Origin of the sequence: Leisingera thetidis, from assembly GCF_025857195.1 — a bacterium.
Lineage (GTDB): Bacteria > Pseudomonadota > Alphaproteobacteria > Rhodobacterales > Rhodobacteraceae > Leisingera > Leisingera thetidis.
On the sequence record NZ_CP109787.1, the window covers coordinates 4,341,380 to 4,362,877 of the forward strand.

The following is a 21,498-nucleotide window of genomic DNA, read 5'->3' on the forward strand; positions in this document are numbered from 1 at the left end:
TAGACATTCTAAGGACCACAGACATGGCTCCCAAAGTTCTCATCTCCGACAAACTCTCAGAGGCCGCCGTCCAGATCTTCCGCGACCGCGGCATTGACGTCGACTTTCTGCCCGACGTGGGCAAGGACAAGGACAAGCTGGCGGAAATCATCGGCCAGTACGACGGCCTCGCCATCCGCTCCGCCACCAAGGTGACGGAAAAAATCCTGGAGAATGCCGATAACCTCAAGGTGATCGGCCGCGCCGGCATCGGCACCGACAACATCGACAAGGAAGCCGCCTCCAAGCGCGGCGTCATTGTGATGAACACGCCTTTCGGCAACATGATCACCACCGCCGAACATGCGATTGCAATGATGTTTGCCGTCGCCCGCCAGCTGCCGGAGGCCTCCGCCTCCACCCATGCCGGCAAATGGGAAAAGTCCAAGTTCATGGGCACCGAGCTGACCAGCAAGACCCTGGGCGTGATCGGCGCCGGCAATATCGGCGGCATCGTCTGCGACCGCGCCCGCGGCCTCAAGATGAAGGTGGTGGCCTATGACCCCTACCTGAGCACCGAGAAAGCCGACAAGATGGGCGTCGAAAAGGTGGAGCTGGACGAGCTGCTGGCGCGCGCCGACTTCATCACCCTGCATGTGCCGCTGACCGAGCAGACCCGCAACATCCTGTCCAAGGAGAACCTGGAAAAGACCAAGAAGGGGGTGCGCATCATCAACTGCGCCCGCGGCGGTCTGGTGGACGAGGGCGCGCTGGCTGAACTGCTGACCTCCGGCCATGTGGCCGGTGCTGCCTTTGACGTGTTCTCGGTGGAGCCGGCCAAGGAAAACGCCCTCTTTGGCCTGCCCAACGTGGTCTGCACCCCGCACCTGGGCGCCGCTACCACCGAGGCGCAGGAGAACGTTGCCCTGCAGGTGGCCGAGCAGATGTCCAACTACTTGCTGACCGGCGCCGTGGAAAACGCGCTCAACATGCCCTCGGTGACCGCCGAGGAAGCCAAGGTCATGGGCCCCTGGATCAAGCTTGCCGACCATCTGGGCTCTTTCGTGGGTCAGATGACGGATGAGCCGATCAAGGCGATCAACATCCTCTACGATGGCGTGGCCTCGGAGATGAACTTGGACGCGCTGAACTGCGCGGTGATTGCCGGCATCATGAAACGCGCCAACCCCGAGGTGAACATGGTCTCCGCCCCGGTGGTCGCCAAGGAGCGCGGCATCCAGATCTCCACCACCAACCAGGACAAATCCGGCGCCTTTGACGGCTACGTCAAAGTGACGGCCGTCACTTCCAAGCGCGAACGCTCGGTGGCGGGCACGGTGTTCTCCGACGGCAAGCCGCGGTTCATCCAGATCAAGGGTATCAACATCGAGGCGGATGTGGGCGCGCATATGCTCTACACCACCAACGAGGACGTGCCGGGCATCATCGGCACCTTGGGCCATACCCTGGGCGACAGCGGCGTCAACATAGCCAATTTCACCCTGGGCCGGTCCGAAGCCGGCGGCGAAGCCATTGCGCTGCTGTATGTGGATGATCAGGTCCCGGCCGAAGCCCGTGCCAAGCTAGCCGAAACCGGGCTGTTCAACCAGATCAAGCCGCTGGAATTCGACGTCGCCTGACGCCGCGTGCAAGACCATGAAGAATGCCCCCGCAACACCTGCGGGGGCGTTTTTTCGCAGCCTCAGCGCTGACGTGCGAACACCGGTTTTTCCGGGCGGCTGCGCAGAACCACCGCCGCAAAGATCAGCATCGACAGCAGGGCCATCAGCGATCCCGTCTGCGCCAGCACATCCGTCCGCTCCTGAATGGCCAGCGGAATGCCCGGCACCAGCAGCCCCAGCGCCAGCAGCGCCGCGGCCAGGTGCAGCCGCGGCAGCACGCCTCCGGCGGCGGCGGGCAGCAGGTGGTAGTAAAACGCATAGATCGCGCAGCTGACCCAGCCGAGCAGGTTGAGATGCCCATGCGCCGGCGACAGCAAATGGTCCTGGCTTGCCGTCATCTGAATGCCCCAGACCATTCCGCCAAGCGCCGAAACCACCGCTGCCAGCATGAACCACCGTGCAATTCCTTCCATGATCAACCCTCCCGGCGCTGACTGTCTGCATGAGTCCTGCCCTGTAAAATGCAGCGCCTGTGCCGGATTGCCAGCCGCCTGCCCGATTTTGCCGGGGTTGAACCCGGTGCCGTAATCCACCATTACTCCGCCGAAGCCCGCGCAAAGGAGCCGCCATGTCCGCCCCACTCTACGCCATCGGAGACATCCACGGCCAGCTGGAGATGCTGGAGCAGGCGCTGGCCCGGATCGCGGCCGACGGCGGGCCGGACGCCCGCATCGTCTTCCTCGGGGACTACACCGACCGCGGCCCCGACAGCCGCGGGGTGCTCGAGCGGCTGATCGCCGGACAGGCGCAAGGCCGGGACTGGACCTGCCTCAAGGGCAACCACGACCGGATGTTCGAGTGGTTCCTGGAGGAAACGCCCCGGCACGATCCGCATCTGCTGATCGGCTACCATTGGCTGCACGAGCGGATCGGCGGGGTTGAGACCCTGGCCAGCTATGGGCTGACCTTCGAAGACCGCACCCGGCTCGACTCTTTGCACGCCCGGGCCAAGGAGATGATCCCGGTGCGGCACGCTGAATTCCTGCGCGGCCTTCCCGCGCTCTACGAAACGCCGGATCTAGCCTTCGTGCACGCCGGGGTTCGTCCCGGCGTGCCGCTGTCCCAGCAGAATGAGAACGATCTGATGTGGATCCGGCAGCCCTTTCACGAGCACACTGGCGCGCATCCGAAGCTGATCGTGCATGGCCATACGCCAGTGGACAAGCCCAGCCATTACGGCAACCGCATCAACCTCGACAGCGGCGCCGGCTACGGCCGTCCGCTGACCGCTGCGGTTTTCGAGGGCCGCGACTGCTGGCTGCTGACAGAACAGGGCAGGGTGCCGCTGGCTCCCTGATCGGCCCTTTCATCTTTCTGGAAATACTCTGGGGGCGAGCGCCATAGGCGCGAGGGGGCAACGCCCCCTCAAACAGCGCTCATGCCCAGTCCAGCACAACCTTGCCGCTGGAGCCTGATTTCATCGCGGCAAAGCCCTCGGCAAAATCATCCACGCCAAAGCGGTGGGTGATCACCCGGCTCACATCCAGCCCGTTCTGCAGCATCGCGATCATCTTGTACCAGGTTTCGAACATCTCGCGCCCGTAGACGCCCTTGATGGTGATCGCCTTGAACACGATCCGCGACCAGTCGACCGGCGACTTGCCCGGCGGAATGCCCAAGAGGGCGATCTTGCCGCCCATCACCAGCGCCTCCACCATCTGATCCAGCGCCGCCTGACTGCCGGACATCTCCAGGCCAACGTCAAACCCCTGTTTCAGGCCCAGCTCCCGCACCACATCCTGCAGGTCTTCCTGGGCAACATTCACCGCGCGCACCGCAGGCACCACATGCGCCGCCAGCGTCAGGCGATCCGGGTTGATGTCGGTGATCACCACATGCCGCGCGCCCGCGTGCCGCGCCACTGCCGCGGCCATGATGCCGATGGGGCCGGCACCGGTGATCAGCACATCCTCGCCCAAAAGGTCAAAGCTCAAGGCCGTGTGCACCGCATTGCCCAAGGGATCGAGAATGGCACCGATCTCGTCTGGAATGTCATCCGGCAGCGGCACCACATTGAAGGCCGGCAGGCGCAGGTACTGGGCAAAGGCGCCCTGTTCATTCACCCCGATGCCGCGGGTGCCGGGGTCGAGATGAAACTTGCCGGCCCGGCTCTGACGCGAGTCATGCTCGATCAGGTGCCCTTCACCGGAACAGCGCTGGCCAATTTCAAGCCCGGTTACATCGCGGCCAATTTCGACGATCTCCCCGGCGAACTCATGGCCGGTGATCATCGGCACCGGCACGGTGTGCGCCGCCCAGTCGTCCCAGTTCCAGATATGGATGTCGGTACCGCAGATGCCGGTCTTCTTCACCCTGATCAGCACCTCGTCCGGGCCGATCTCCGGCACCGGCGCCTGCACCATCCACAGGCCTTCCTGCGGGTGGCTCTTCTCCAGCGCCTTCATCGTGTTCGGGCGGCTCATGAGATCACCCCCAGGTCCTTGCCCACCTTGCCAAAGGCGGCCAGGGCCCGGTCCAGCTCGTCCCGTGTCAGCGCCGCATTCATCTGGGTGCGGATCCGCGCCTGGCCGCGCGGAACCACCGGGAAGAAGAAGCCAGAGACATAGACTCCCTCGTCGAACAGCCGGGCCGCCATGTCCTGCGCCAGCTGCGCCTCTCCCAGCATCACCGGGATGATCGGGTGTTCACCGGGCAGCAGATCGAACCCCAGCGTCTCCAGCCCCGCGCGCCAGTATTGCGCATTCTCGAACAGCTGCGCCCGCAGCCCGTCCCCTTCCTCCACCAGCCGGATTGCCTCCAGCCCGGCAGCAACTATCGACGGCGGCAGCGAATTGGAGAACAAATAGGGCCGCGCCCGCTGCCGCAGCAGGTCGATCACTGGCTGCGGCCCGGCGATGTAACCGCCGATGGCCCCCCCAAGTGCTTTGCCCAAAGTTCCCGTCAGGATATCCACATCCACCCCGAAATGCTCTGGCGTGCCGGCACCGCCTGCGCCCATGAAGCCGGTGGCGTGGCAGTCATCCACCATCACGATGGCATTGTATTTGTCCGCCAGCGACCGGATTTCCGGCAGCTTGGCCAGATATCCATCCATCGAGAACACGCCGTCCGTCGCAATCATGATGTGCCGCGCGCCGTCCTCGCGCGCCTGTTTCAGCCAGGCCTCCAGATCGTTCATGTCGCTGTTCAGGTAGCGGTAGCGCTTGGCCTTGCACAGCCGGATGCCGTCGATGATCGACGCATGGTTCAGGCTATCGGAGATGATCGCATCCTCCGGCCCCAACAGCGGCTCGAACAACCCGCCATTGGCGTCGAAACAGGCGGCAAACAGGATCGCGTCATCCTTGCCGAGGAACTTTGCCAGCCGCTGCTCCAGCTCCCGGTGAATGTCCTGGGTGCCGCAGATGAACCGCACAGACGCCATGCCGAACCCCTTCGGCTCCATTGCGTCCTTCGCTGCCTTGATCAGGGCAGGGTGGTCGGCCAGACCCAGATAGTTGTTGGCGCAGAGGTTGATCACCTGCCGGTCTCCAACCGTAATCTCGCCTCCCTGCGGGGAGGTGATCATTCGCTCACGCTTGTACAGCCCCTCGGCCTCGATCCGGGCCAGCGTGTTTGAGATGTCGGTCAGAAATGCGTTGGACATGAGCAAACTCCCTGGATGTCTCGACTCGCACGTCTAGCATAGCGGATACGTTTCCGAAATACAGGATTTCAGTATCGCGGAAAAAAATCCGTGAAACCGGATCTGCGGCGGAAATTCGGGCAAACCGGGCTATCTGATCCGGAAACAGGGGGATGCAGCCATGGCACGGGTCACTGGAATAGGCGGAGTTTTCATCAAAGCGCGCGGCGACGCAAAGGCACTGGCAGAATGGTACCGCGACCACCTGGGGCTGGAGCTGACGGACTTCGGCGGCGTCATTCTCAACTGGCAGCAGGATCAGGCAGAGGACGGCGGCCTCACCGTTTGGGGCACTGCCGATCCGGACGGAACCTGGTTCGACCCCAGCACCGCCGGTTTCATGATCAACTACCGGGTCGATGATATGGACGGCATGCTCGAACAGCTGGCGGGCTCTGGCATCCCCATCCTGCAGGGGCCGGAATCCCACGAAAACGGCCGCTTCGCCTGGATCATGGACCCCGAGGGCAACAAGGTGGAGCTGTGGGAGCCCAAACTCTGGGACGAGAAGAACAAGGGCTGACAGGCCAAAAGAAAACGCGGCCCCTTTCCAGGGACCGCGCTTCCGATCTGCACTGCTGCGCGGCTTATGCCAGCTGCAGGTTCACCGCCGACTCGCGGCCGTCACGGCCGGGCTCGATGTCGAAAGTGACTTTCTGGTTGTCCGCCAGGCCGGTCAGGCCGGAACGCTCAACAGCGGAGATGTGCACGAACACATCTTTGCTGCCGCCGTCGGGTGCGATGAAGCCGAAGCCTTTGGTGGTGTTGAACCATTTTACGGTGCCGGTGGCCATATCCGTAGTCTCCTAGTAGATGCTGCCCGCGGAAGTGCGGCAGCCTGGCGTAGTCGGTCTGGATCGAGAGACTGAAAACGCCGCAGAGCGGGAGACAGTGGATCGACAAGAATAACGTTAGCGATCCACATATGGTCCGATGGGCTGAGTCTTTCAAGAGGTTTGTTCGGGAAAGCTAAGAAGAGGGGGTTTTCTTGCCGGTCTGCTGCTCTCGTTCCTAAGACAGTGCATAGCTATCGTTCATTGTCAGGATAACGGAAATTTTAAGCCCGATCTAAGGTCAGCCGCCGAAGCTATTGGAGATCATTCGTGGTGGAGAAAACTGAAACTGCGCATTGAAGATGGCTTCGCTGGCAGTGTTCGCGACCGGGGCGACGTTTGGAATTGCCGCTACCGCCGCGCTCATGACCGGCAGGGTGAAGACTGGATTACAGCGGGCAAGCGGCGGATTCATTCGGTGAGGCCGTACACTTAATTGAGACAGCGCTATTTGCAGAGCGTGCGCCTGCAAGAAGAGCGGCGCTGCGAGGATTGCAGGGATCCGGAGCAGTACGGTGGATACCTGGCGGCTGTTACTGAAGCGGATGACTCACTCAGGCAATCCGGAAGCATTGACCACTACTTTTCAGCAGGAATCTCTTCGGCTGCTGACGTGTTCCCCGTAGAGTCCGCGGTTATTCGTTCGCTCTGTTCAGGGTTTGGTCCTCTCTTGACCGTTGGTGATACTCCCACGGGGTGAGCCCGTCGAGGTTCGTGCGGGGGCGGTGGTGATTATAGTCGTCGCGCCAGGCCGCGATCAGCTCCCGTGCGTGGTGCAGGTTGGGGAACAGGTGCTCATTCAGGCACTCGTCCCGCAGGCGGCCATTGAAGCTTTCCACGAAGCCGTTCTGCATGGGTTTACCGGGTGCGGTGTCGTGCCACTCGACGGACCGTTCCGCCTGCCATTTCAGGATGGCGTTCGATGTCAGCTCCGTTCCATTGTCACTGACCACCATGCAGGGTTAGCCGCGTAGCCGGGCGATGTTGTCGAGTTCCCGCGCAACCCGCTGACCCGACAGCGATGTGCCGACCACACAGGCCGGGCATTCCCGGCTGAAGTCGTCTATGACGCACAGCACCCGGAATCGGCGGCCATCCCTTGCCCGGCAGGGCATTGCGCAGCAATGTCCCGAGAGGGGGACAGGCTGTCCGGCATCGAGCCATTGGAACGCCATTGGTCCGAGAGACAATGGCGAGGGTCCAGCGGCCATCTCTGGTTCGGCCCTAGCGGGATCGCCATGGGCGCACGCGTTCCGATGGCGCGCTTGCGGCCGCCACGTTTGCGCACCGTCAGGCCCTCGTCGCGGCAGATCCGGCACCCCTCGCGGCCGAGCAGCAGGTGCAGCCGCCCCTCTCATGGTTTGCAAGCAAACCACTGCCGGGCAGTGGATAGCCGAACCGCCGCCGTTCACCGGACAACTCCTTCAGCCGCTCGCGCAACTTGGTGTCCTCAGGCCGGGCCCGCTGCCGCCGGTAGATACGCGGATCGATCCTGGCCAGGGCACAGGCCCGCCGCTGGTTGTAGTTCTGTAGTTCTTCTCTGTCATGGGCCAGTCCACAGCTCGTCGCCTTGCACCGGGCTTCAGAAGGGTTCGCAGGCTCACTCGAACGCATGGCGTTCGCCTGCTGCCATTCCCAGCATCTCTTTCAGCGCAAGCATGTGCTCGGCCAGTATCTTCTTGAGCTTGGCGTTCTCTGCCTCCAGGGCCTTCAGCCTTTTGGCTCGGACACTTCCATGCCCCTATACTTCGAACGCCACTTGTAGAACGTGCCATCGCTGATGCCGTGCTTCCGGCACAGTTCCTTCGCCCCCATTCCGGCCTGGTGCTCCTTCAGGATGCCAATGATCTGTTCCTCACTGAAACGGCTTTTCCGCATCGTCTGCCTCCTCGCTTGGAGAACAGGCTAACTTCAAATCGCGGACATTTCAGGGGAGCATGTCACTACTTAAGCCTGTCGATGGAAGTAATTGTTGCTTCAAAGCACACACTAACCCGCGCCCTCGGGATGTCTGACCGAAGGCTGGGCAAGCGGCGCCTGAAAGCGATGGATGTTTCGGGCGAACTTGAACTGATTCAAAAGTTACAAGAGCTGCGGTGCCAGTTCGAAGGTGGCAGGCCGGTGAAACATGAGGTGAGAGCCAGAGCGTCCGGGTAATGGAAAACTCTACCCGCCTGTCAGGCATTCTTCACAATCAGAAACACCCGCGCAGGCCCTTCAGGCGCTGCTATCGAATGCGCCACGTCGGCGGCATAGCGTGCAGTGTCGCCGGCCCGCAGCTGGTCCCTGGCATTGCCGGACGCCACCGCGATCTCCCCTTCCAGAACCGTCAGCTGCTCCAGCGCGCCGCGGGTGTGGGGCTGGCTGATCAGCGCGCCGCCCTGGTCGAAGCGGATGTCATAGACTTCATGCCCGCCGGCCTCTTCCGGCGGCGACAGGATGCGGATGCGGCAGCCCTGGCCCATGTTCTCGATCTTGGGCACGTCCGATGCGCGCAAGACTTCGATCCGGTCCTGCATGTCGCCCGCTTCCAGAAGGCCGGCAAAATCCACCTGCAGCGCGCGTGTCAGGTTCCACAGCGTCGCTATGGTGGGGGAGCTTTCCCCGCGTTCGATCTGGCTCACCATCGAGCGGGATACGCCCGACAGATTGGCCACCGCCTCCAGGCTCAGACCCTGGGCGCGGCGCGCCTCTTTCAGGCGGGCAGGCAGCAGGGTCAGGATATCGTCTGTGTTTTCCGTCATGACGGATTCTCTGCGCCGTTGGCGTCGGTTTGTCAAATGCTCCGGTGTCAAAGCCATGCTGCGCCGCAGCGGTACAGAGGGGGCACCAGGGTTGCACGGGGGGGAGCGCGTTTGACGCGGCGTTTTGATGACGGCACGTATCAGCAGACAGAACTATGCTGCGGGTGCATGATAGGGCAAATCTGACGAGGAGAGAGATTATGAATGACATCGTGATCCTGGACGGCGCCCGTACTGCCATTGGCACTTTTGGCGGCGCTTTGGCGGGCACAGCACCGATCGATCTGGCCACCACCGTCTCCAAGGCGGCGCTGGAACGTTCCGGCGTCGAGGGCGGCCAGATCGGCCATGTGGTCTTTGGTCATATCATCAACACAGAGCCTCGCGACATGTACTTGAGCCGGGTTGCCGCGATGCAGGCGGGAGTGCCTGAGGTGGTGCCGGCGATGAACGTAAACCGGCTTTGCGGTTCTGGCGTGCAAGCCATTATCTCATCCTTTCAATCGCTTGCGATGGGTGATGCGGAGTTCGCCCTTGCCGGTGGCGCTGAAAACATGTCGCGCAGTCCCTACATCATCCAGCAAAGCCGATGGGGCGCGAAGATGGGGGATGTGAAATCGCTCGACATGATGCTGGGCGCCTTGAACTGCCCGTTCGGCACCGGCCATATGGGGGTGACGGCCGAGAACGTGGCGGATGAGCATGATATCACCCGCGAGCAGATGGACGCGTTTGCCCTCACCAGCCAGACCCGTGCGGCGGCAGCGATCGAGGCAGGGTATTTCGCATCACAGATCACCCCCGTCGAGGTGAAGGTGAAACGCGGTCTGGTGCCGTTCGAGGTGGACGAGCACCCCAAGGCCACCACGCCGGAGGCGTTGGCCGGACTGAAGGCGGTGTTCCAGAAGGACGGCCGGGTAACTGCTGGAAATGCCAGCGGAATCAACGATGGTGCGGCGGCGATGGTGCTGGCCACGGCGACGGCGGCAGAAAAGGCGGGACTGAAGCCCAAGGCGCGGATCCTGGGCTATGCCCATGCCGGCGTGCGGCCGGAAGTGATGGGGATCGGCCCGGTTCCCGCGGTGCGCAATCTATTGGAGAAAACCGGCCTGTCGGCGGAAGACTTCGACGTGATCGAATCGAACGAAGCCTTTGCCGCGCAAGCGCTGGCAGTGAACAAGGAACTGGGGCTGGACCCGGCCAGGGTGAACCCCAATGGCGGGGCGATTGCGCTGGGCCATCCGGTGGGCGCCACCGGTGCGATTATCACTCTGAAAACGCTATATGAATTGGAACGTATTGGCGGAACCAAAGGGCTGATCACGATGTGCATCGGCGGCGGACAGGGCATCGCACTGGCGATCGAGCGGCTTTGATCGCGGAAGCAGGGGGCTGAATAGTGCAGCACCCCTGCCCGCAATAGCTTACGGCGGCAGGGCTTTTGTGAAAAATTAATGCCGTTTCCGTGTACAAAATATGCAATTTAAAGTAGAGATGATTATCCCTTGAGAGCGTTTGGCGATTCACAGTGTCTTTCGGAAATTACGCTAGAACTGACCTGTTCGGGGTTTGGAAAACCGGCGGGAATGCGTGGTGCTTGCGTTATCCCGGTGCGGTGCATTCGCCGGGGAAGGGGTCAATGTGACAGCCAAGGTTCTGCTTCTAGAAGATGATATCGGTGTCCGCTTCACCTTTAATATGGCGTTGCAGGAAGCAGGATATGATGTGCGGGCTGTCTCCAACTGTGCTGATGCCATTTCCGCTCTGTCCGAGACATTGCCCGACGTGCTGGTGCTGGACCTGAAGATAGGTGAGGAAATGTCGCTGCCGGTGGCGGATTACGCCGCTTTGCTCCGTCCGGATATCCCGGTGGTCTATATAACCGGCAGCCGGCTGTTTGCCGGCGGCGAGCTGTTCACCCTGAGCCGCAACATACGCTGGGTGCTGCGCAAGCCGGTCAATCTGGCCGATCTCCTCAGTATGGTTGATCACGTGACCGGCCGGGTTGCCGCCGCCGCGGCAAGCTGATCCGGAGGCTCAGGGCTGCGGGCCCAGGCCGGCCTGAATGCTGAAAGGGCAATTTCCTGCAGAGCAAGGACATGCCCGCCGCAGGGTAAGCGGACCCAGGGTGCGGCCATGCGGGCGTGCACAGGCGGGGCAAGTGCGGATACGGTCTCAGCCGAAGGCGATGGTAAAGACGGCGCCTTTGCCGGGTTCCGCATCAGCGGTAAGCTGCCAATTGTGGCGGCGGCAGATCTCGGCACAGGTCGACAGCCCGATCCCGTTGCCTTCGATCTCGCGGTGCAACCGGTGGAAGGGCTGGAGGATCCGGTGTTTGTCTACCGGATCAAAGCCGGTTCCGTTATCGGCGACGGACAGTCTCCACTGTTCTCGGCCGGTGCCGGACATCCTGATTGTGACCTCCAGCGGCTGGGCGTGGTTCCTGTACTTGATCGCGTTGGACAAGAGGTTGGTCAATACCAGTTGCAGCAAAGTCGGATCGGCGTGAAGCACAATGCCGGGGCCGCTGATCCTGATTACAGCACCGCAGGCCTGCATTTCCCGGGACAGGCTGGCACAGGCTTCGGAAACAGCCTCCCGCATGTCGACATCCTGAAAGGTAATCTTGGAGGATGTCGACACTGAATGCTCCAGCAACTCGGTCGTCAGCCGGTCCATCTGCCGGGCAGCCCGGGACATATGCTGCAGGAATTCCTGGGCGGTGTCCGGCAGCCCGCCGCTGTAATGTTCCGAAAAGAACTGCAGCGAGCCGATGAGTGTGTTGATTGGCGTGCGCAGATCATGCGAGGCGGCATGGGCAAAGGCCTCCATTGTCAGCAGGGTTTCCTGCAGCTTCAGGTTGGCATCCTTGGCGCTGCGCAACTCGCCGCGCAGCTTGCCGCGCAGCTCGTTCATCTGCCGCAGCGAGTCCGCAGTGATCCGCAACTGGTCCTGTGTCAGCAGGATCAGCCGCTCGCCTTTGGTGGCCGATTTCAGAAGAGACACGCGGAATTCTGTTTCCGGCGCCGGCGTCAACCGGTTGCTGCCTGCCATCGGGAACGAGGTGGCGCCAGCGGCGGCGCCTTTCCTCAGCCGGGCGATCACTGTGTCGCGTTCCCACAAGGTCAGCTCGCTGATGCACGTTCCTGTCAAGTCTCTGCTGCCGGCCGGTGCGGGGGGGCAGAAGCTGCGTTCAGCCCGCCGATTGCAGACCAGGATGAGGCCGTGCCAATCCAGAATGAATGATGCGTAAGGGGACGCAAGAAACGCATTGCCTAGGACGTCCGCGTCCATGCCGGCCGGCTCAGGCGGCACTGGTATCACCAGCCTGCGGCCTGAAACTGCAACCCGGGCGGCGGCTGGCAGTATGCAGGCTGAGAGCTGCATTGCGCGCCGATCGCTGCCGATCAGCTGTCAGACGGAATGTCATACTGTGGTCCCTCCCTGGCGGCTGGCGTTACAGGCTTGCCTGCGTGCCCTGCCGTGCCAGAGCGCTCCTGAACAGTTGCAGGCCGCCGAACACATGGGTTGTCTGGCCAGTCTTGTCCTGCATGGCCTGGGCAAACAGGTTGGCTTCTGCAGATGCGCCATCCTTGGCCAGCAACCGCACGGTCCGGTGGCAGGTCTGGCCCTGGACCAGCACATTCTGCAGCCCGTCCTTGGCAGAACTGCGGTCTTCAGGATGGATCCGGTTCAGTAGCATTTCCACGGAGGGAACGTCCTTTCCCTGCTCATAGCCGAGCAGTTCGTACATCGGAGGGGTCCAGACCGGCACGTTATTCAGCACGTCAAAGGAAAAGACCCCAATGGACAGATGGCCCTGGATTGCCGCGCTGCACTCCAGCAGAAGTTCCCGTTCTTCCTGCCGGGCTTTGTCCCAGCACACACCAATCAGCTGGACGGATTCGCCATGCGAATCCCGGAATACCGTCATGCTGCCCTTGAGGTTGCGGGTGCTGCGGGCGTCGTCAAAGAACCGGGCCTCGAATTCGAAGGAGCCGCCTTCTTTGAGCAGCTTGTCCAATGATGCTTGCAAGCCCGGCCGGTCCGCGGGGTGGGCGCGGGCCAGGAAATCATCGAGTGACAGAACGGAGGGTGCATCCTCCACTCCGAGGGCGGCCTGGGCTTCGGGTGAAAAATGGGTTTCCGTTGTATCCAGGTTATGAGTCCAGAAACCGACCTTGGCGACCTGTCCGACCAGCCGCAGGATATTGTTAAAAGGTTCATTGTCAAAACGGGTGATGGTGATCGAGATGCCGATCAGCTTGTGATGCAAGTCCAGCACCGGGGACATCACCAGAGAGTAATAATCGCCACCGGACAAAACCGGAATGCGCCGGGTTTCTTGCAGCCGAAGCACCGTGTTTGCAATAGGTGCCAGGGCCGGAAAGCCGCGCGGCAGATTGCATTGGCTGAGGTGCAGGCCGGTTGGAGGAAGTTCGCCAATTCCAAGCACGTCCAGAGCCACCCGCGACAGGCGGCGGATGATCAGTGCCTGGTCTGCAAGCGCAACCGCATAGGGCGATGAGGCAAGCGTGGCTTCCAGCTCCGAAGCCAGCGCCTGGCGCTCCGCCGAGCTGATCTGCAGTTCTTCGTTGACGGTCAGCAGTTCTTCATTGGTGGATTGCAGCTCTTCATTGGAAGTTTCCAGTTCCTCATTGGTGGCTTGGAATTCCTCGTTGGTGGATTGCAGTTCCTCATTGGCGGATTGCAGCTCTTCATTGGCGGTCTGCAATTCCTCGATGGTTTGCTGCAGCGCCTCCTGGGTGGAGCGGATCTCCAGTTCCATACGCTCGACATAGTCGCGCTGGCCGCGGTTGGAAGCCACGTCAAAGTTGATTTCTTTTTGTTCCTCAAACCTTGAGGTGATCGACAGCAGGCAGTGCATTTCACCGCCCTTGTGGTTGAAAAAGGGGAAGGCCTGCAGCTGGACCCGGTTGCCGGTTGGCAGGGAGACATCATGCCAGCGGCCGTCCCTGCGCTCCTCGTTGCGGATAGCCACGGCAATCAAACTGGAGGCCTCGGTGCGCAATGGATCGATCAGCATCTTGACGTTCAGCGAGGTCGACATGCCGGCCCGGATTTCGCTGTAGACGCTGATATCGCCCAGAACCTCGATGATGTCGCCGTTTCTGGTGCAGATCATGCCGTTCGGAGCGACAGCGCGGGCCAGTGACAGGTCCGCCTGTGCGGCCTGCTCGGTTGCCGTCTGCGCGGCGGACATCCGCCGGCTGAGGGATCGAAGGTAGGCGTTGCCCTGTGTTCCGGGGAAAACGGACAGTTCCCCGGAAATCCCTCGGCGTTTGCCAAAGATCTTGTCGGCACCCTGACGGGCCTCGAAATAGATACTGATTTCGCCGACGCTCTCGGAGGTGCCCAGGAACAGCAGCCCGCCTGCCGCCAGGGAGTAATGCAGCCGGGTGAGGACCCGTTCCTGCAGCGCCAGGTTGAAGTAGATCAGCACGTTGCGGATCGTGATCAGGTTGACGTTGATGAAGGGAGGGTCCTGGAACACATTGTGACGCGAGAACAGCGTGACATTGCGCAACTCCTGGCGCACCGTGATGTCGCCCTCGCCGACAACGAAATACTCTTTCAGGTAATTGGGCGGAATATCTTGTGCCGCGGCGATCGGGTAGATCCCCTTGCGGCCCACTTCAATGGCGTTCTGGTCGATATCGGTGGCAATTACCTGCACATTGTTTTTGGTCAGGGCGTGAATGCCGCCGAGGATATCGGCGATCAGGATGGCGATGGAATAGGCTTCCTCACCTGTTGCGCAGCCGGCCACCCAGACCCGGATCGGACCCGGGCCGCGCTCCGACAGCAGCTTTTCCAGCTGTTCGTTCAGCTTGCGGAACTGCTCCGGGTCGCGGAAGAAGCGGGTGACGGAAATCAGCAGGTCGCGGTGCAGCGCGTCCACCTCATCAACGCTCGAGCGGCAGTAGTCGACGTATTTCTCGTAGTCATCGATTCCCAGCGCCGACATTCGCCGCGCAATGCGGCGGTTCAGGGTGTTTTCCTTGTAGTTGGCAAAATCCACCTGGGTTCGGGCCAAGAGGATGCCGAACAGTTCGCTGAGCTTGCTGGGCTCGTCGGCGGCCGGGCGCAGCAGCTCCAGATTGCGCGGCTGGGCAAGAATTTTCTCGAAGTGCTCACCGATCTGCTCCGGTGTCAGGGTCAGATCAATGCAGCCGGTTTCAATCGCCGAGGCCGGCATGCCGTCATATTTGGCTGAGCTGGGTTCCTGGGCGATGGTGATGCCGCCGTTTTCACGGATCGACTGCACGCCATAGCTGCCATCGCTGCCTGTTCCCGACAGCACGATGCCGACGCAGCTTTCACCGCATTCCTCGGCCAGGCTCTTGAACAGCCGGTCTGCGGACGGTTTGGGCGTGGCATGGTGGCCGGCGGGATTGCGGAGGCGCAGCTTGCCGTTTTCGTACACCACATCGTTGTCGGGCGGGGTGATATAGATCGTGCCGGGCTCAGGATCGGTTTCGCGGCCCAATTCCACAACCGGCAGTGTGGTTTCCCGGGCAATCAACGAAGTCAGCACGCTTTTGTGAGTCGGCGACATATGTTGGGCGATCACGTAGATGGCCTTGGCCGAACGGGGAAGATTCTGCACCAGCAGCGAGACCGCTTCCAGACCGCCGGCGGAGGCGGCAATGCCGACCACGCGCAGCTGGCTGCTTCCAGTCGCTTTCTGAGGGTCATTTTTTTCCGCCAGGGGACCGGTATTGCCGGCTGTCATTTCCTGTTCCAAGTCTTCCATGCTCAAAGCCGTCTCAAAAGTCTTTGTCAAATAGCTTTACCAGCCGCCGATGCCCGCAGTGGTTGCATGCCCGGTTAGGCTGCGGCGCAAAATTTGTCGATAAGCTTCAGAAGCTGGCCTGGCGTCACCGGTTTGGAGGCAAATCCGTTCATACCTAGTTCCTTGACAATCGTATCGTCGTGGTAGGACACGTCGGCCGTCACCGCGATTATCGGGACATTGCTGGGCGGGTTCAGCGGAGTCTGGCGGATCTGCCGGGTTGCCTCGATCCCTGACACCCGTGGCATGTGCAGGTCCATCAGCACCAGGCCGAATTCATTAGGCGCGTTGGTGAGTATTTCAACGCTTTCCTGCCCGTCCTCGGCAATTTCCACATTCACGCCGAGTGCCAGAATTATTTCGCGCATCATGTAACGCGTGAACTCGTCGTTCTCGACAAGCAGGACTTTCCGCGGATTGTTCATTGGCCGGTTCCGTTGTTGTTTCGGTTGGGATCAGAAACAGGAATTCGGTCATTTAACCGTCTCTGGGGCATTCAAACCGTTCCAGTGATCCTCCCATCAAGTCCGAAATTTCGGAGGAAATGGCCAGCCTGAGCCCAGACCCATCATGCTGTTGATTCAACCTGGGGTCAATGTGCCCGGCGCGGCCGTGCAACAGCTTTAGGGTGATTGCACGAATTTCAGCTCTCGTGCATCGGGCTGGCAAAACGCGAAGAAGGCCAGTCTGAATGTGGCTGCGCCACCTTGTCAGACCAGCAGTGCCAGGACCGCAATGAGCGTGGCGGCGCCGGCGGCTCCCAGCATCGCGGGTATGATCCAGCCGTTTCCGGCGCGGGTCCGCACGCTGTTCTGCGCGGCCTGGGCGATCAGCGCCTGTTCAACCAGAGCGGGCAGGCGGGGGCCGAAACGGGCCATCACCTTGGCAGTGTCCAGGAGGTCGGTTACGACGGCGCGCGGGCCGATGGATTTCTTGATATAATCCTCGACCACCGGCCGGGCCGCTTCCCAGATGTTGATATGCGGATCGAGCGAACGGGCGACGCCCTCGACTACGACCATGGTGCGCTGAAGCAGGATCAGTTCGGTACGGGTTTCCATGCCGAAGCGCTCGGTCACCTCGAACAGGTAGTTCAGCAGCCGCCCCATCGAGATCTGCGAGGCATCCATGCCGAAGATCGGCTCGCCCACCGCGCGCAGGGCGCGGGCGAATTCGTCGACGTCACGGTTGGCGGGGACATAACCGGCCTCGAAATGCACCTCGGCCACCCGTTTGTAGTCGCGTTTGATGAACCCATACAGGATCTCGGCATAGACCCGGCGGGTGTATTCGTCGATATGACCCATGATGCCGAAGTCATAGGCGATGATATCGCCATTGGCCGCGACCTTAAGATTGCCCTGATGCATATCGGCGTGGAAAAAGCCGTCGCGCAGCGCGTGGCGGAGGAACAGGGACAGCACCCGGTCGGCCAGGATTCTGCGGTCGTGTCCGGCCGCGTCCAGCGCGTCATTGTCGCCCAGCGGAACACCGTCGGCCCAGCCCATGGTCATCACCCGGCGGGCAGAATATCCCCAGCGGATCTCCGGCAGCTGGAAACCTTCGTCTTTGGCCGTGTTAGCGGCAAACTCCGAAGCCGCGGCGCTTTCCAGCCGCAGATCCAGTTCGCCCTGCACCACGCCGTCGAAATGCTCGATCACGTCCATCGGTTTCAAGCGGCGGGCGCCGGGGGCAAACAGGTCAACAATGCGGGCGGCGAAATAGAAGGCGTCGACATCGCGGTTGAAGGCGCGCTCAATGCCGGGGCGCAACACCTTGACGGCAACTTCGTCGCCACTTTCAGCCAGTGTCGCCCGATGCACCTGGGCGATGGAGGCGGCGGCGATCGGGTCGCTGAACTCCGAGAAAATTTCGGACACCGGCCGGCCCAGCTCCTTTTCCACCTCGGCCAGGGCTTCGGCACGGGAAAACGGCGGCAGCTTGTCCTGCAGGACCCGCAGCTGGTTGGCCAGATCCTTGCCCACCACATCGGGGCGGGTCGAAAGCACCTGGCCGAACTTGATATAGGCCGGTCCCAGCGCGTTCAGCGCGCGGGTTTCCGGCGGCATCGAAGGATCGCCCTTGTAGCCCAGCCATTTGAACGGCCAGCCCAGGGTGCGGGCGAGGATGCGCAGCGGTTTCGGCGCTTCAAAGGCTTCCAGCACCGAGTGCATGGCGCCCGTGCGCTCGAAAGTGGCGCCTGTGCGGATCAGGCGCAGGATGTTGTGAGGGCCGCGCATGGGTCAGATTTTCCAGCCCGAGTGCAGACAGGCAATGCCCAGCGACAGGTTGCGGTATTTGGCGTTCTCAAACCCCGCCTGTTTGACCATGCCCAGGAAGGTCTCCTGATCCGGAAATTTGCGGATCGATTCCACCAGATACTGGTAGCTGTCGTAATCGCCCGCAATCATCTGCCCCATCCGCGGGATCACGTTGAAGGAATAAAGGTCATAAAGCTTTTGCAGCCCGTCATTCGGCAGCTGCGAGAACTCCAGCACCATCAGCCGCCCGCCGGGGCGCAGTACCCGGTAAGCCTCGTTCAGCGCCTCCTGCGGCCGGGTCACGTTCCGGATCCCGAAGGAGATGGTGTAGACGTCAAAGGTGTTGTCCTTGAACGGCAGCTTCATCGCGTCGCCCGTCACCCAGTCAAGGCTGCCGGCCATCTGCTCGGCTTCGGCGCGCTTGCGGCCTTCCTCCAGCATCGGGCGGGTGAGGTCGAGCACGGTGGCATGCCCGTGGCCTGCGCGTTTCAGGAAACGGAAGGAAATGTCGCCGGTGCCGCCTGCCACATCCAGCAGCCGCTGCCCGGGCCGCGGCGCCAGCCAGTCCATCATCGCGTCTTTCCAGACCCGGTGGATGCCGACGCTCATCACATCGTTCATGATGTCGTATTTCGAGGCGACCGAGTTGAAGACCCCCTGCACACGGCCTGCCTTTTCGCCTTCCGGCACAGTTTCAAAGCCGAAATGGGTGGTGTTGTCGCTGGTGTTGCTCATGCCACTTGCCGTTTGCTGAGTTTGGCCCTTGTTATAAGGCGCTGTGGGGCAGGCACAATGCGGCCCGTTGGTTCAGGAGGGGTGTAATGCCAGAATTGCCCGAGGTCGAGACGGTGAAACGCGGTTTGGCACCTGCGATGGAAGGCGCGGTGATCGTGAAGGCGGCGGTGAACCGTCCGGATCTGCGCTGGCCGTTTCCGGATCGTATGGCGGAGCGGCTGACCGGCGCGCGGGTCAATCGGCTCAGGCGGCGGTCGAAATACATCCTGGCAGATCTTGATACCGGCGAGACGCTGCTCATTCATCTGGGGATGTCGGGGCGGATGACGGTGTCTGGCGATCCGCTGGGGCAGTTCGCGCATGCGCACCCGCAGGCGGAGAAGCACGACCATGTGGTGCTGGACATGGACAACGGCGCCCGCATTACCTTCAATGATCCGCGCCGGTTCGGGGCGATGGATCTGCTGGAGACCGCCAGTGCAGGCTCCCACAAGCTGCTGGCTGTGCTGGGGCCGGAGCCGCTGGGCAATGATTTCCACGAGGATCACCTGGTTGCCGCCTTCAAGGGGCGCAACACACCGGTGAAATCCGCATTACTGGATCAGGGAATCATCGCGGGCCTTGGTAACATCTATGTCTGCGAAGCCTTGTTCCGTGCGGGAATTTCGCCACGCCGCAAGGCCGGGCAGATTGCCACGCAGCGGGTGGCAGCGCTGGTGCCGGTCATCCGCCAAGTGCTGCAGGATGCCATCCAAGCCGGAGGATCGTCGCTGAAGGACTTCCGGCAAGCCTCTGGCGAACTTGGATATTTCCAGCACTCCTTCGATGTCTACGGGCGCGAGGGGGAGCCCTGCCGCCGAGCCGGTTGCGCAGGGTCAATTGCCAGAATCACCCAATCCGGGCGCTCTTCCTTCTACTGTGTAAAGTGTCAAAGATAGCTTGATCAGAGAGACCCTTTTGGTAAGGACTCGGATCTGAACGGAACAACCGAAAGAGAAATCATGGCCTACGAGACGATCAACGTCGATGTGCAGGACCACGTTTGCCTCATAAAACTGAACCGCCCAGAGGCGATGAACGCGCTCAACCAGGAACTCATCGGTGAGCTGTGCGCCGCTCTGGAAGAGGCAGATGCCAGCGACAAGGTGCGCTGCATCGTGCTGACCGGATCGGAAAAGGCCTTTGCCGCCGGTGCCGACATCAAGGAGATGTCGGAGATGAGCTTCACCGAAGTGTTCTCCACCAACCTGTTTGCCGATGCCAATGACCGCATCTCGGCCATCCGCAAACCGATTATCGCAGCGGTGGCGGGCTATGCGCTGGGCGGCGGCTGCGAGCTGGCGATGCTGTGCGATTTCATCATCGCTGCGGAAACCGCGAAGTTCGGTCAGCCGGAAATCAATCTCGGCGTGGTCGCAGGTATCGGCGGCACCCAGCGCCTGACCCGTTTCGTGGGCAAGTCCAAATCGATGGACATGAACCTGACCGGCCGCTTCATGAACGCTGAAGAAGCCGAACGTGCGGGCCTGGTGTCGCGGGTCGTGCCGGCCAAGAAGTTGATCGAGGAAGCCACTGGCGCGGCGCAGAAGATCGCCGAGAAATCACTGCTGACAGCGATGGCCGTCAAGGAATCGGTGAACCGCTCTTACGAGCTGCCGCTGAACGAAGGCCTCTTGTTCGAGCGCCGGGTGTTCCACTCGATGTTTGCCACCGAAGACCAGAAAGAAGGCATGGCCGCCTTCCTGGAAAAGCGCGAAGCACAGTTCCGCGACAAGTAATCGCCGGAAACCCCTTAGAGCGGCGGGCCGGACAGCCCGCCGTTTTGCTTTCAGGCCCGGCGCCCTTGCAATTCTGCACGGAGTTGGATAAACGCCGCCCTCATACATGCGCGTGCAGCCCGCTCAGGCTAGAATCACACCGGTGGTCCGACCCGGGTTTGGCTGGCATTGCGTCCGATAGAAACAGAACCCGAAGATAAGGTCAGACACCATGGCAAATTCGCCCCAGGCCAAGAAGCGCGCACGTCAGAACGAAAAGCGCTTTGCCGTCAACAAAGCCCGTCGTTCGCGCATCCGCACCTTCCTGCGTAAAGTTGAAGAAGCCATCGCTTCCGGCGACAAGGACGCTGCAACCGTTGCTCTGCGCGCGGCTCAGCCCGAGCTGATGCGCGGCGTCACCAAGGGGGTGTATCACAAAAACACCGCTTCCAGAAAAATCTCGCGCCTGGCTGCGCGGGTGAAGGCACTGGCCTGAGATTCGCCCCGCTGAGCGGGCTCAAGACCTGTTGAAAAGTTGTCAGGGCGCTGCAGATTGCAGCGCCTTGTTTTTTTAGGAAAGCCTTGGCGGGCTGCTGCGGGAGCGAGAGATTCTTTGCGGCCAAAGGCAGAGTCAACATCATAGTTTCGTTGCTGCTGCCCCTGTCAAATTGCTACCACTAAGTCAGCGATTCACTCGCTGGGGGGACAGGCTGCTCGCGGCAATCTTGACGGGCATCAAGGTTGTCAGGTTGTCCGGTACAGACGGCATTTGCGTGCTTTGTTCTGGCCGGAAGCCACTGCTGTATCGGTTATGGTCAGCGGCCTTGTCTCAATTGTGTGCGACACTGTTCGTGACGGCAAACCCGCCGCCTGCCGCGGCTGTTTTTGCTGTTTCCAGACGAACGTTTACCTTTGGGTAATGCGGCCACTGCTGGCCCGCACACGGTGACCCTGTGCGTGAATGCCCCCCGGGTGGTTGGGGGTAGCGATAGAACTGGCCCGGCAAATGGGCCGCTGCTTTTTTGGGGACGCGTGAGGCGCAGC

General features: G+C 61.5%; 20 protein-coding genes and 1 pseudogene. 10 read left to right on the forward strand and 11 right to left on the reverse strand.

From position 1 onward, the window contains the following. The first annotated feature begins 23 nt into the window (after nucleotides 1-23). Nucleotides 24-1,619, forward strand: coding sequence for a phosphoglycerate dehydrogenase (gene serA, locus OKQ63_RS20955; protein ID WP_264211942.1), 1,596 nt, complete (start codon nucleotides 24-26; stop codon nucleotides 1,617-1,619). A 62-nt stretch (nucleotides 1,620-1,681) separates the two neighbouring features. Here the strand turns inward: serA and OKQ63_RS20960 are convergent, their stop codons facing one another. Beyond that, nucleotides 1,682-2,074: a hypothetical protein gene (locus tag OKQ63_RS20960; protein ID WP_264211943.1), complete on the reverse strand. Its 393-nt coding sequence runs from the start codon at nucleotides 2,072-2,074 to the stop codon at nucleotides 1,682-1,684. A gap of 155 nt (nucleotides 2,075-2,229) precedes the next feature. On the opposite strand from OKQ63_RS20960, the gene OKQ63_RS20965 reads away from it, so the two are divergent. Then, nucleotides 2,230-2,958 (forward strand): metallophosphoesterase family protein, encoded by a 729-nt coding sequence (locus OKQ63_RS20965; RefSeq protein WP_264211944.1) that lies wholly within the window; start codon nucleotides 2,230-2,232, stop codon nucleotides 2,956-2,958. Between the two features lie 79 nt (nucleotides 2,959-3,037). Here the strand turns inward: OKQ63_RS20965 and tdh are convergent, their stop codons facing one another. Together tdh and OKQ63_RS20975 are read right to left on the reverse strand one after the other, a co-directional pair. Continuing rightward, the gene (gene tdh / locus OKQ63_RS20970; protein ID WP_264213965.1) at nucleotides 3,038-4,066 is read right to left on the reverse strand and encodes an L-threonine 3-dehydrogenase; all 1,029 of its coding nucleotides are present in this window, start codon (nucleotides 4,064-4,066) and stop codon (nucleotides 3,038-3,040) included. 14 nt (nucleotides 4,067-4,080) lie between these two features. Further along, nucleotides 4,081-5,268, reverse strand: a complete 1,188-nt coding sequence (locus tag OKQ63_RS20975; protein WP_264211945.1) for a glycine C-acetyltransferase — start codon at nucleotides 5,266-5,268, stop codon at nucleotides 4,081-4,083. A gap of 160 nt (nucleotides 5,269-5,428) precedes the next feature. Between OKQ63_RS20975 and OKQ63_RS20980 the strand changes: the two genes are divergently transcribed. Beyond that, complete coding sequence (locus OKQ63_RS20980) at nucleotides 5,429-5,830, forward strand: VOC family protein (RefSeq protein WP_264211946.1); 402 nt, start codon at nucleotides 5,429-5,431, stop codon at nucleotides 5,828-5,830. A 64-nt stretch (nucleotides 5,831-5,894) separates the two neighbouring features. Here the strand turns inward: OKQ63_RS20980 and OKQ63_RS20985 are convergent, their stop codons facing one another. Beyond that, the gene (locus OKQ63_RS20985) at nucleotides 5,895-6,101 is read right to left on the reverse strand and encodes a cold-shock protein (protein WP_264211947.1); all 207 of its coding nucleotides are present in this window, start codon (nucleotides 6,099-6,101) and stop codon (nucleotides 5,895-5,897) included. 334 nt (nucleotides 6,102-6,435) lie between these two features. Here OKQ63_RS20985 and OKQ63_RS26300 point away from each other — a divergent pair, with 334 nt between their 5' ends. Further along, nucleotides 6,436-6,576, forward strand: a complete 141-nt coding sequence (locus OKQ63_RS26300) for a hypothetical protein (RefSeq protein ID WP_491546753.1) — start codon at nucleotides 6,436-6,438, stop codon at nucleotides 6,574-6,576. A 199-nt stretch (nucleotides 6,577-6,775) separates the two neighbouring features. Here OKQ63_RS26300 and OKQ63_RS20995 read toward each other — a convergent pair. Continuing rightward, nucleotides 6,776-8,018, reverse strand: a pseudogene (locus tag OKQ63_RS20995) (integrase core domain-containing protein). An 81-nt stretch (nucleotides 8,019-8,099) separates the two neighbouring features. On the opposite strand from OKQ63_RS20995, the gene OKQ63_RS26305 reads away from it, so the two are divergent. Then, a complete protein-coding gene (locus tag OKQ63_RS26305) occupies nucleotides 8,100-8,297 on the forward strand; it encodes a hypothetical protein (RefSeq protein WP_491546750.1) in 198 nt (65 codons plus the stop codon). Nucleotides 8,298-8,317: 20 nt separating this feature from the next. Here the strand turns inward: OKQ63_RS26305 and OKQ63_RS21000 are convergent, their stop codons facing one another. Then, entirely contained in the window at nucleotides 8,318-8,884 is a 567-nt protein-coding gene (locus OKQ63_RS21000; protein WP_264211949.1) for a helix-turn-helix domain-containing protein, read from the reverse strand. 200 nt (nucleotides 8,885-9,084) lie between these two features. On the opposite strand from OKQ63_RS21000, the gene OKQ63_RS21005 reads away from it, so the two are divergent. Together OKQ63_RS21005 and OKQ63_RS21010 are read left to right on the forward strand one after the other, a co-directional pair. Next, nucleotides 9,085-10,260: an acetyl-CoA C-acyltransferase family protein gene (locus OKQ63_RS21005; protein ID WP_264211950.1), complete on the forward strand. Its 1,176-nt coding sequence runs from the start codon at nucleotides 9,085-9,087 to the stop codon at nucleotides 10,258-10,260. Nucleotides 10,261-10,525: 265 nt separating this feature from the next. Then, nucleotides 10,526-10,912 (forward strand): response regulator, encoded by a 387-nt coding sequence (locus tag OKQ63_RS21010; protein ID WP_264211951.1) that lies wholly within the window; start codon nucleotides 10,526-10,528, stop codon nucleotides 10,910-10,912. 147 nt (nucleotides 10,913-11,059) lie between these two features. Here the strand turns inward: OKQ63_RS21010 and OKQ63_RS21015 are convergent, their stop codons facing one another. The 5 genes from OKQ63_RS21015 to ubiE all read right to left on the reverse strand — a co-directional run bounded on the left by OKQ63_RS21015 (nucleotide 11,060) and on the right by ubiE (nucleotide 18,697). Continuing rightward, nucleotides 11,060-12,037, reverse strand: coding sequence for a sensor histidine kinase (locus OKQ63_RS21015; RefSeq protein ID WP_264211952.1), 978 nt, complete (start codon nucleotides 12,035-12,037; stop codon nucleotides 11,060-11,062). Nucleotides 12,038-12,341: 304 nt separating this feature from the next. Further along, a complete protein-coding gene (locus OKQ63_RS21020) occupies nucleotides 12,342-15,641 on the reverse strand; it encodes a chemotaxis protein CheB (RefSeq protein ID WP_264211953.1) in 3,300 nt (1,099 codons plus the stop codon). A 95-nt stretch (nucleotides 15,642-15,736) separates the two neighbouring features. Next, nucleotides 15,737-16,126 carry a response regulator gene (locus OKQ63_RS21025; RefSeq protein ID WP_264211954.1) on the reverse strand — a complete coding sequence of 130 codons (390 nt, stop codon included), beginning with the start codon at nucleotides 16,124-16,126 and terminating at the stop codon, nucleotides 15,737-15,739. 285 nt (nucleotides 16,127-16,411) lie between these two features. Continuing rightward, nucleotides 16,412-17,941, reverse strand: coding sequence for a 2-polyprenylphenol 6-hydroxylase (ubiB, locus tag OKQ63_RS21030; RefSeq protein ID WP_264211955.1), 1,530 nt, complete (start codon nucleotides 17,939-17,941; stop codon nucleotides 16,412-16,414). Nucleotides 17,942-17,944: 3 nt separating this feature from the next. Continuing rightward, nucleotides 17,945-18,697 carry a bifunctional demethylmenaquinone methyltransferase/2-methoxy-6-polyprenyl-1,4-benzoquinol methylase UbiE gene (gene ubiE / locus OKQ63_RS21035; RefSeq protein ID WP_264211956.1) on the reverse strand — a complete coding sequence of 251 codons (753 nt, stop codon included), beginning with the start codon at nucleotides 18,695-18,697 and terminating at the stop codon, nucleotides 17,945-17,947. Between the two features lie 86 nt (nucleotides 18,698-18,783). On the opposite strand from ubiE, the gene mutM reads away from it, so the two are divergent. The 3 genes from mutM to rpsT all read left to right on the forward strand — a co-directional run bounded on the left by mutM (nucleotide 18,784) and on the right by rpsT (nucleotide 20,950). Next, a complete protein-coding gene (gene mutM, locus OKQ63_RS21040) occupies nucleotides 18,784-19,635 on the forward strand; it encodes a bifunctional DNA-formamidopyrimidine glycosylase/DNA-(apurinic or apyrimidinic site) lyase (protein WP_264211957.1) in 852 nt (283 codons plus the stop codon). A 63-nt stretch (nucleotides 19,636-19,698) separates the two neighbouring features. After that, nucleotides 19,699-20,475 (forward strand): acryloyl-CoA hydratase, encoded by a 777-nt coding sequence (acuK, locus tag OKQ63_RS21045; protein ID WP_264211958.1) that lies wholly within the window; start codon nucleotides 19,699-19,701, stop codon nucleotides 20,473-20,475. Between the two features lie 211 nt (nucleotides 20,476-20,686). Next, a complete protein-coding gene (rpsT, locus tag OKQ63_RS21050) occupies nucleotides 20,687-20,950 on the forward strand; it encodes a 30S ribosomal protein S20 (protein ID WP_264211959.1) in 264 nt (87 codons plus the stop codon). Nucleotides 20,951-21,498 lie beyond the last annotated feature (548 nt).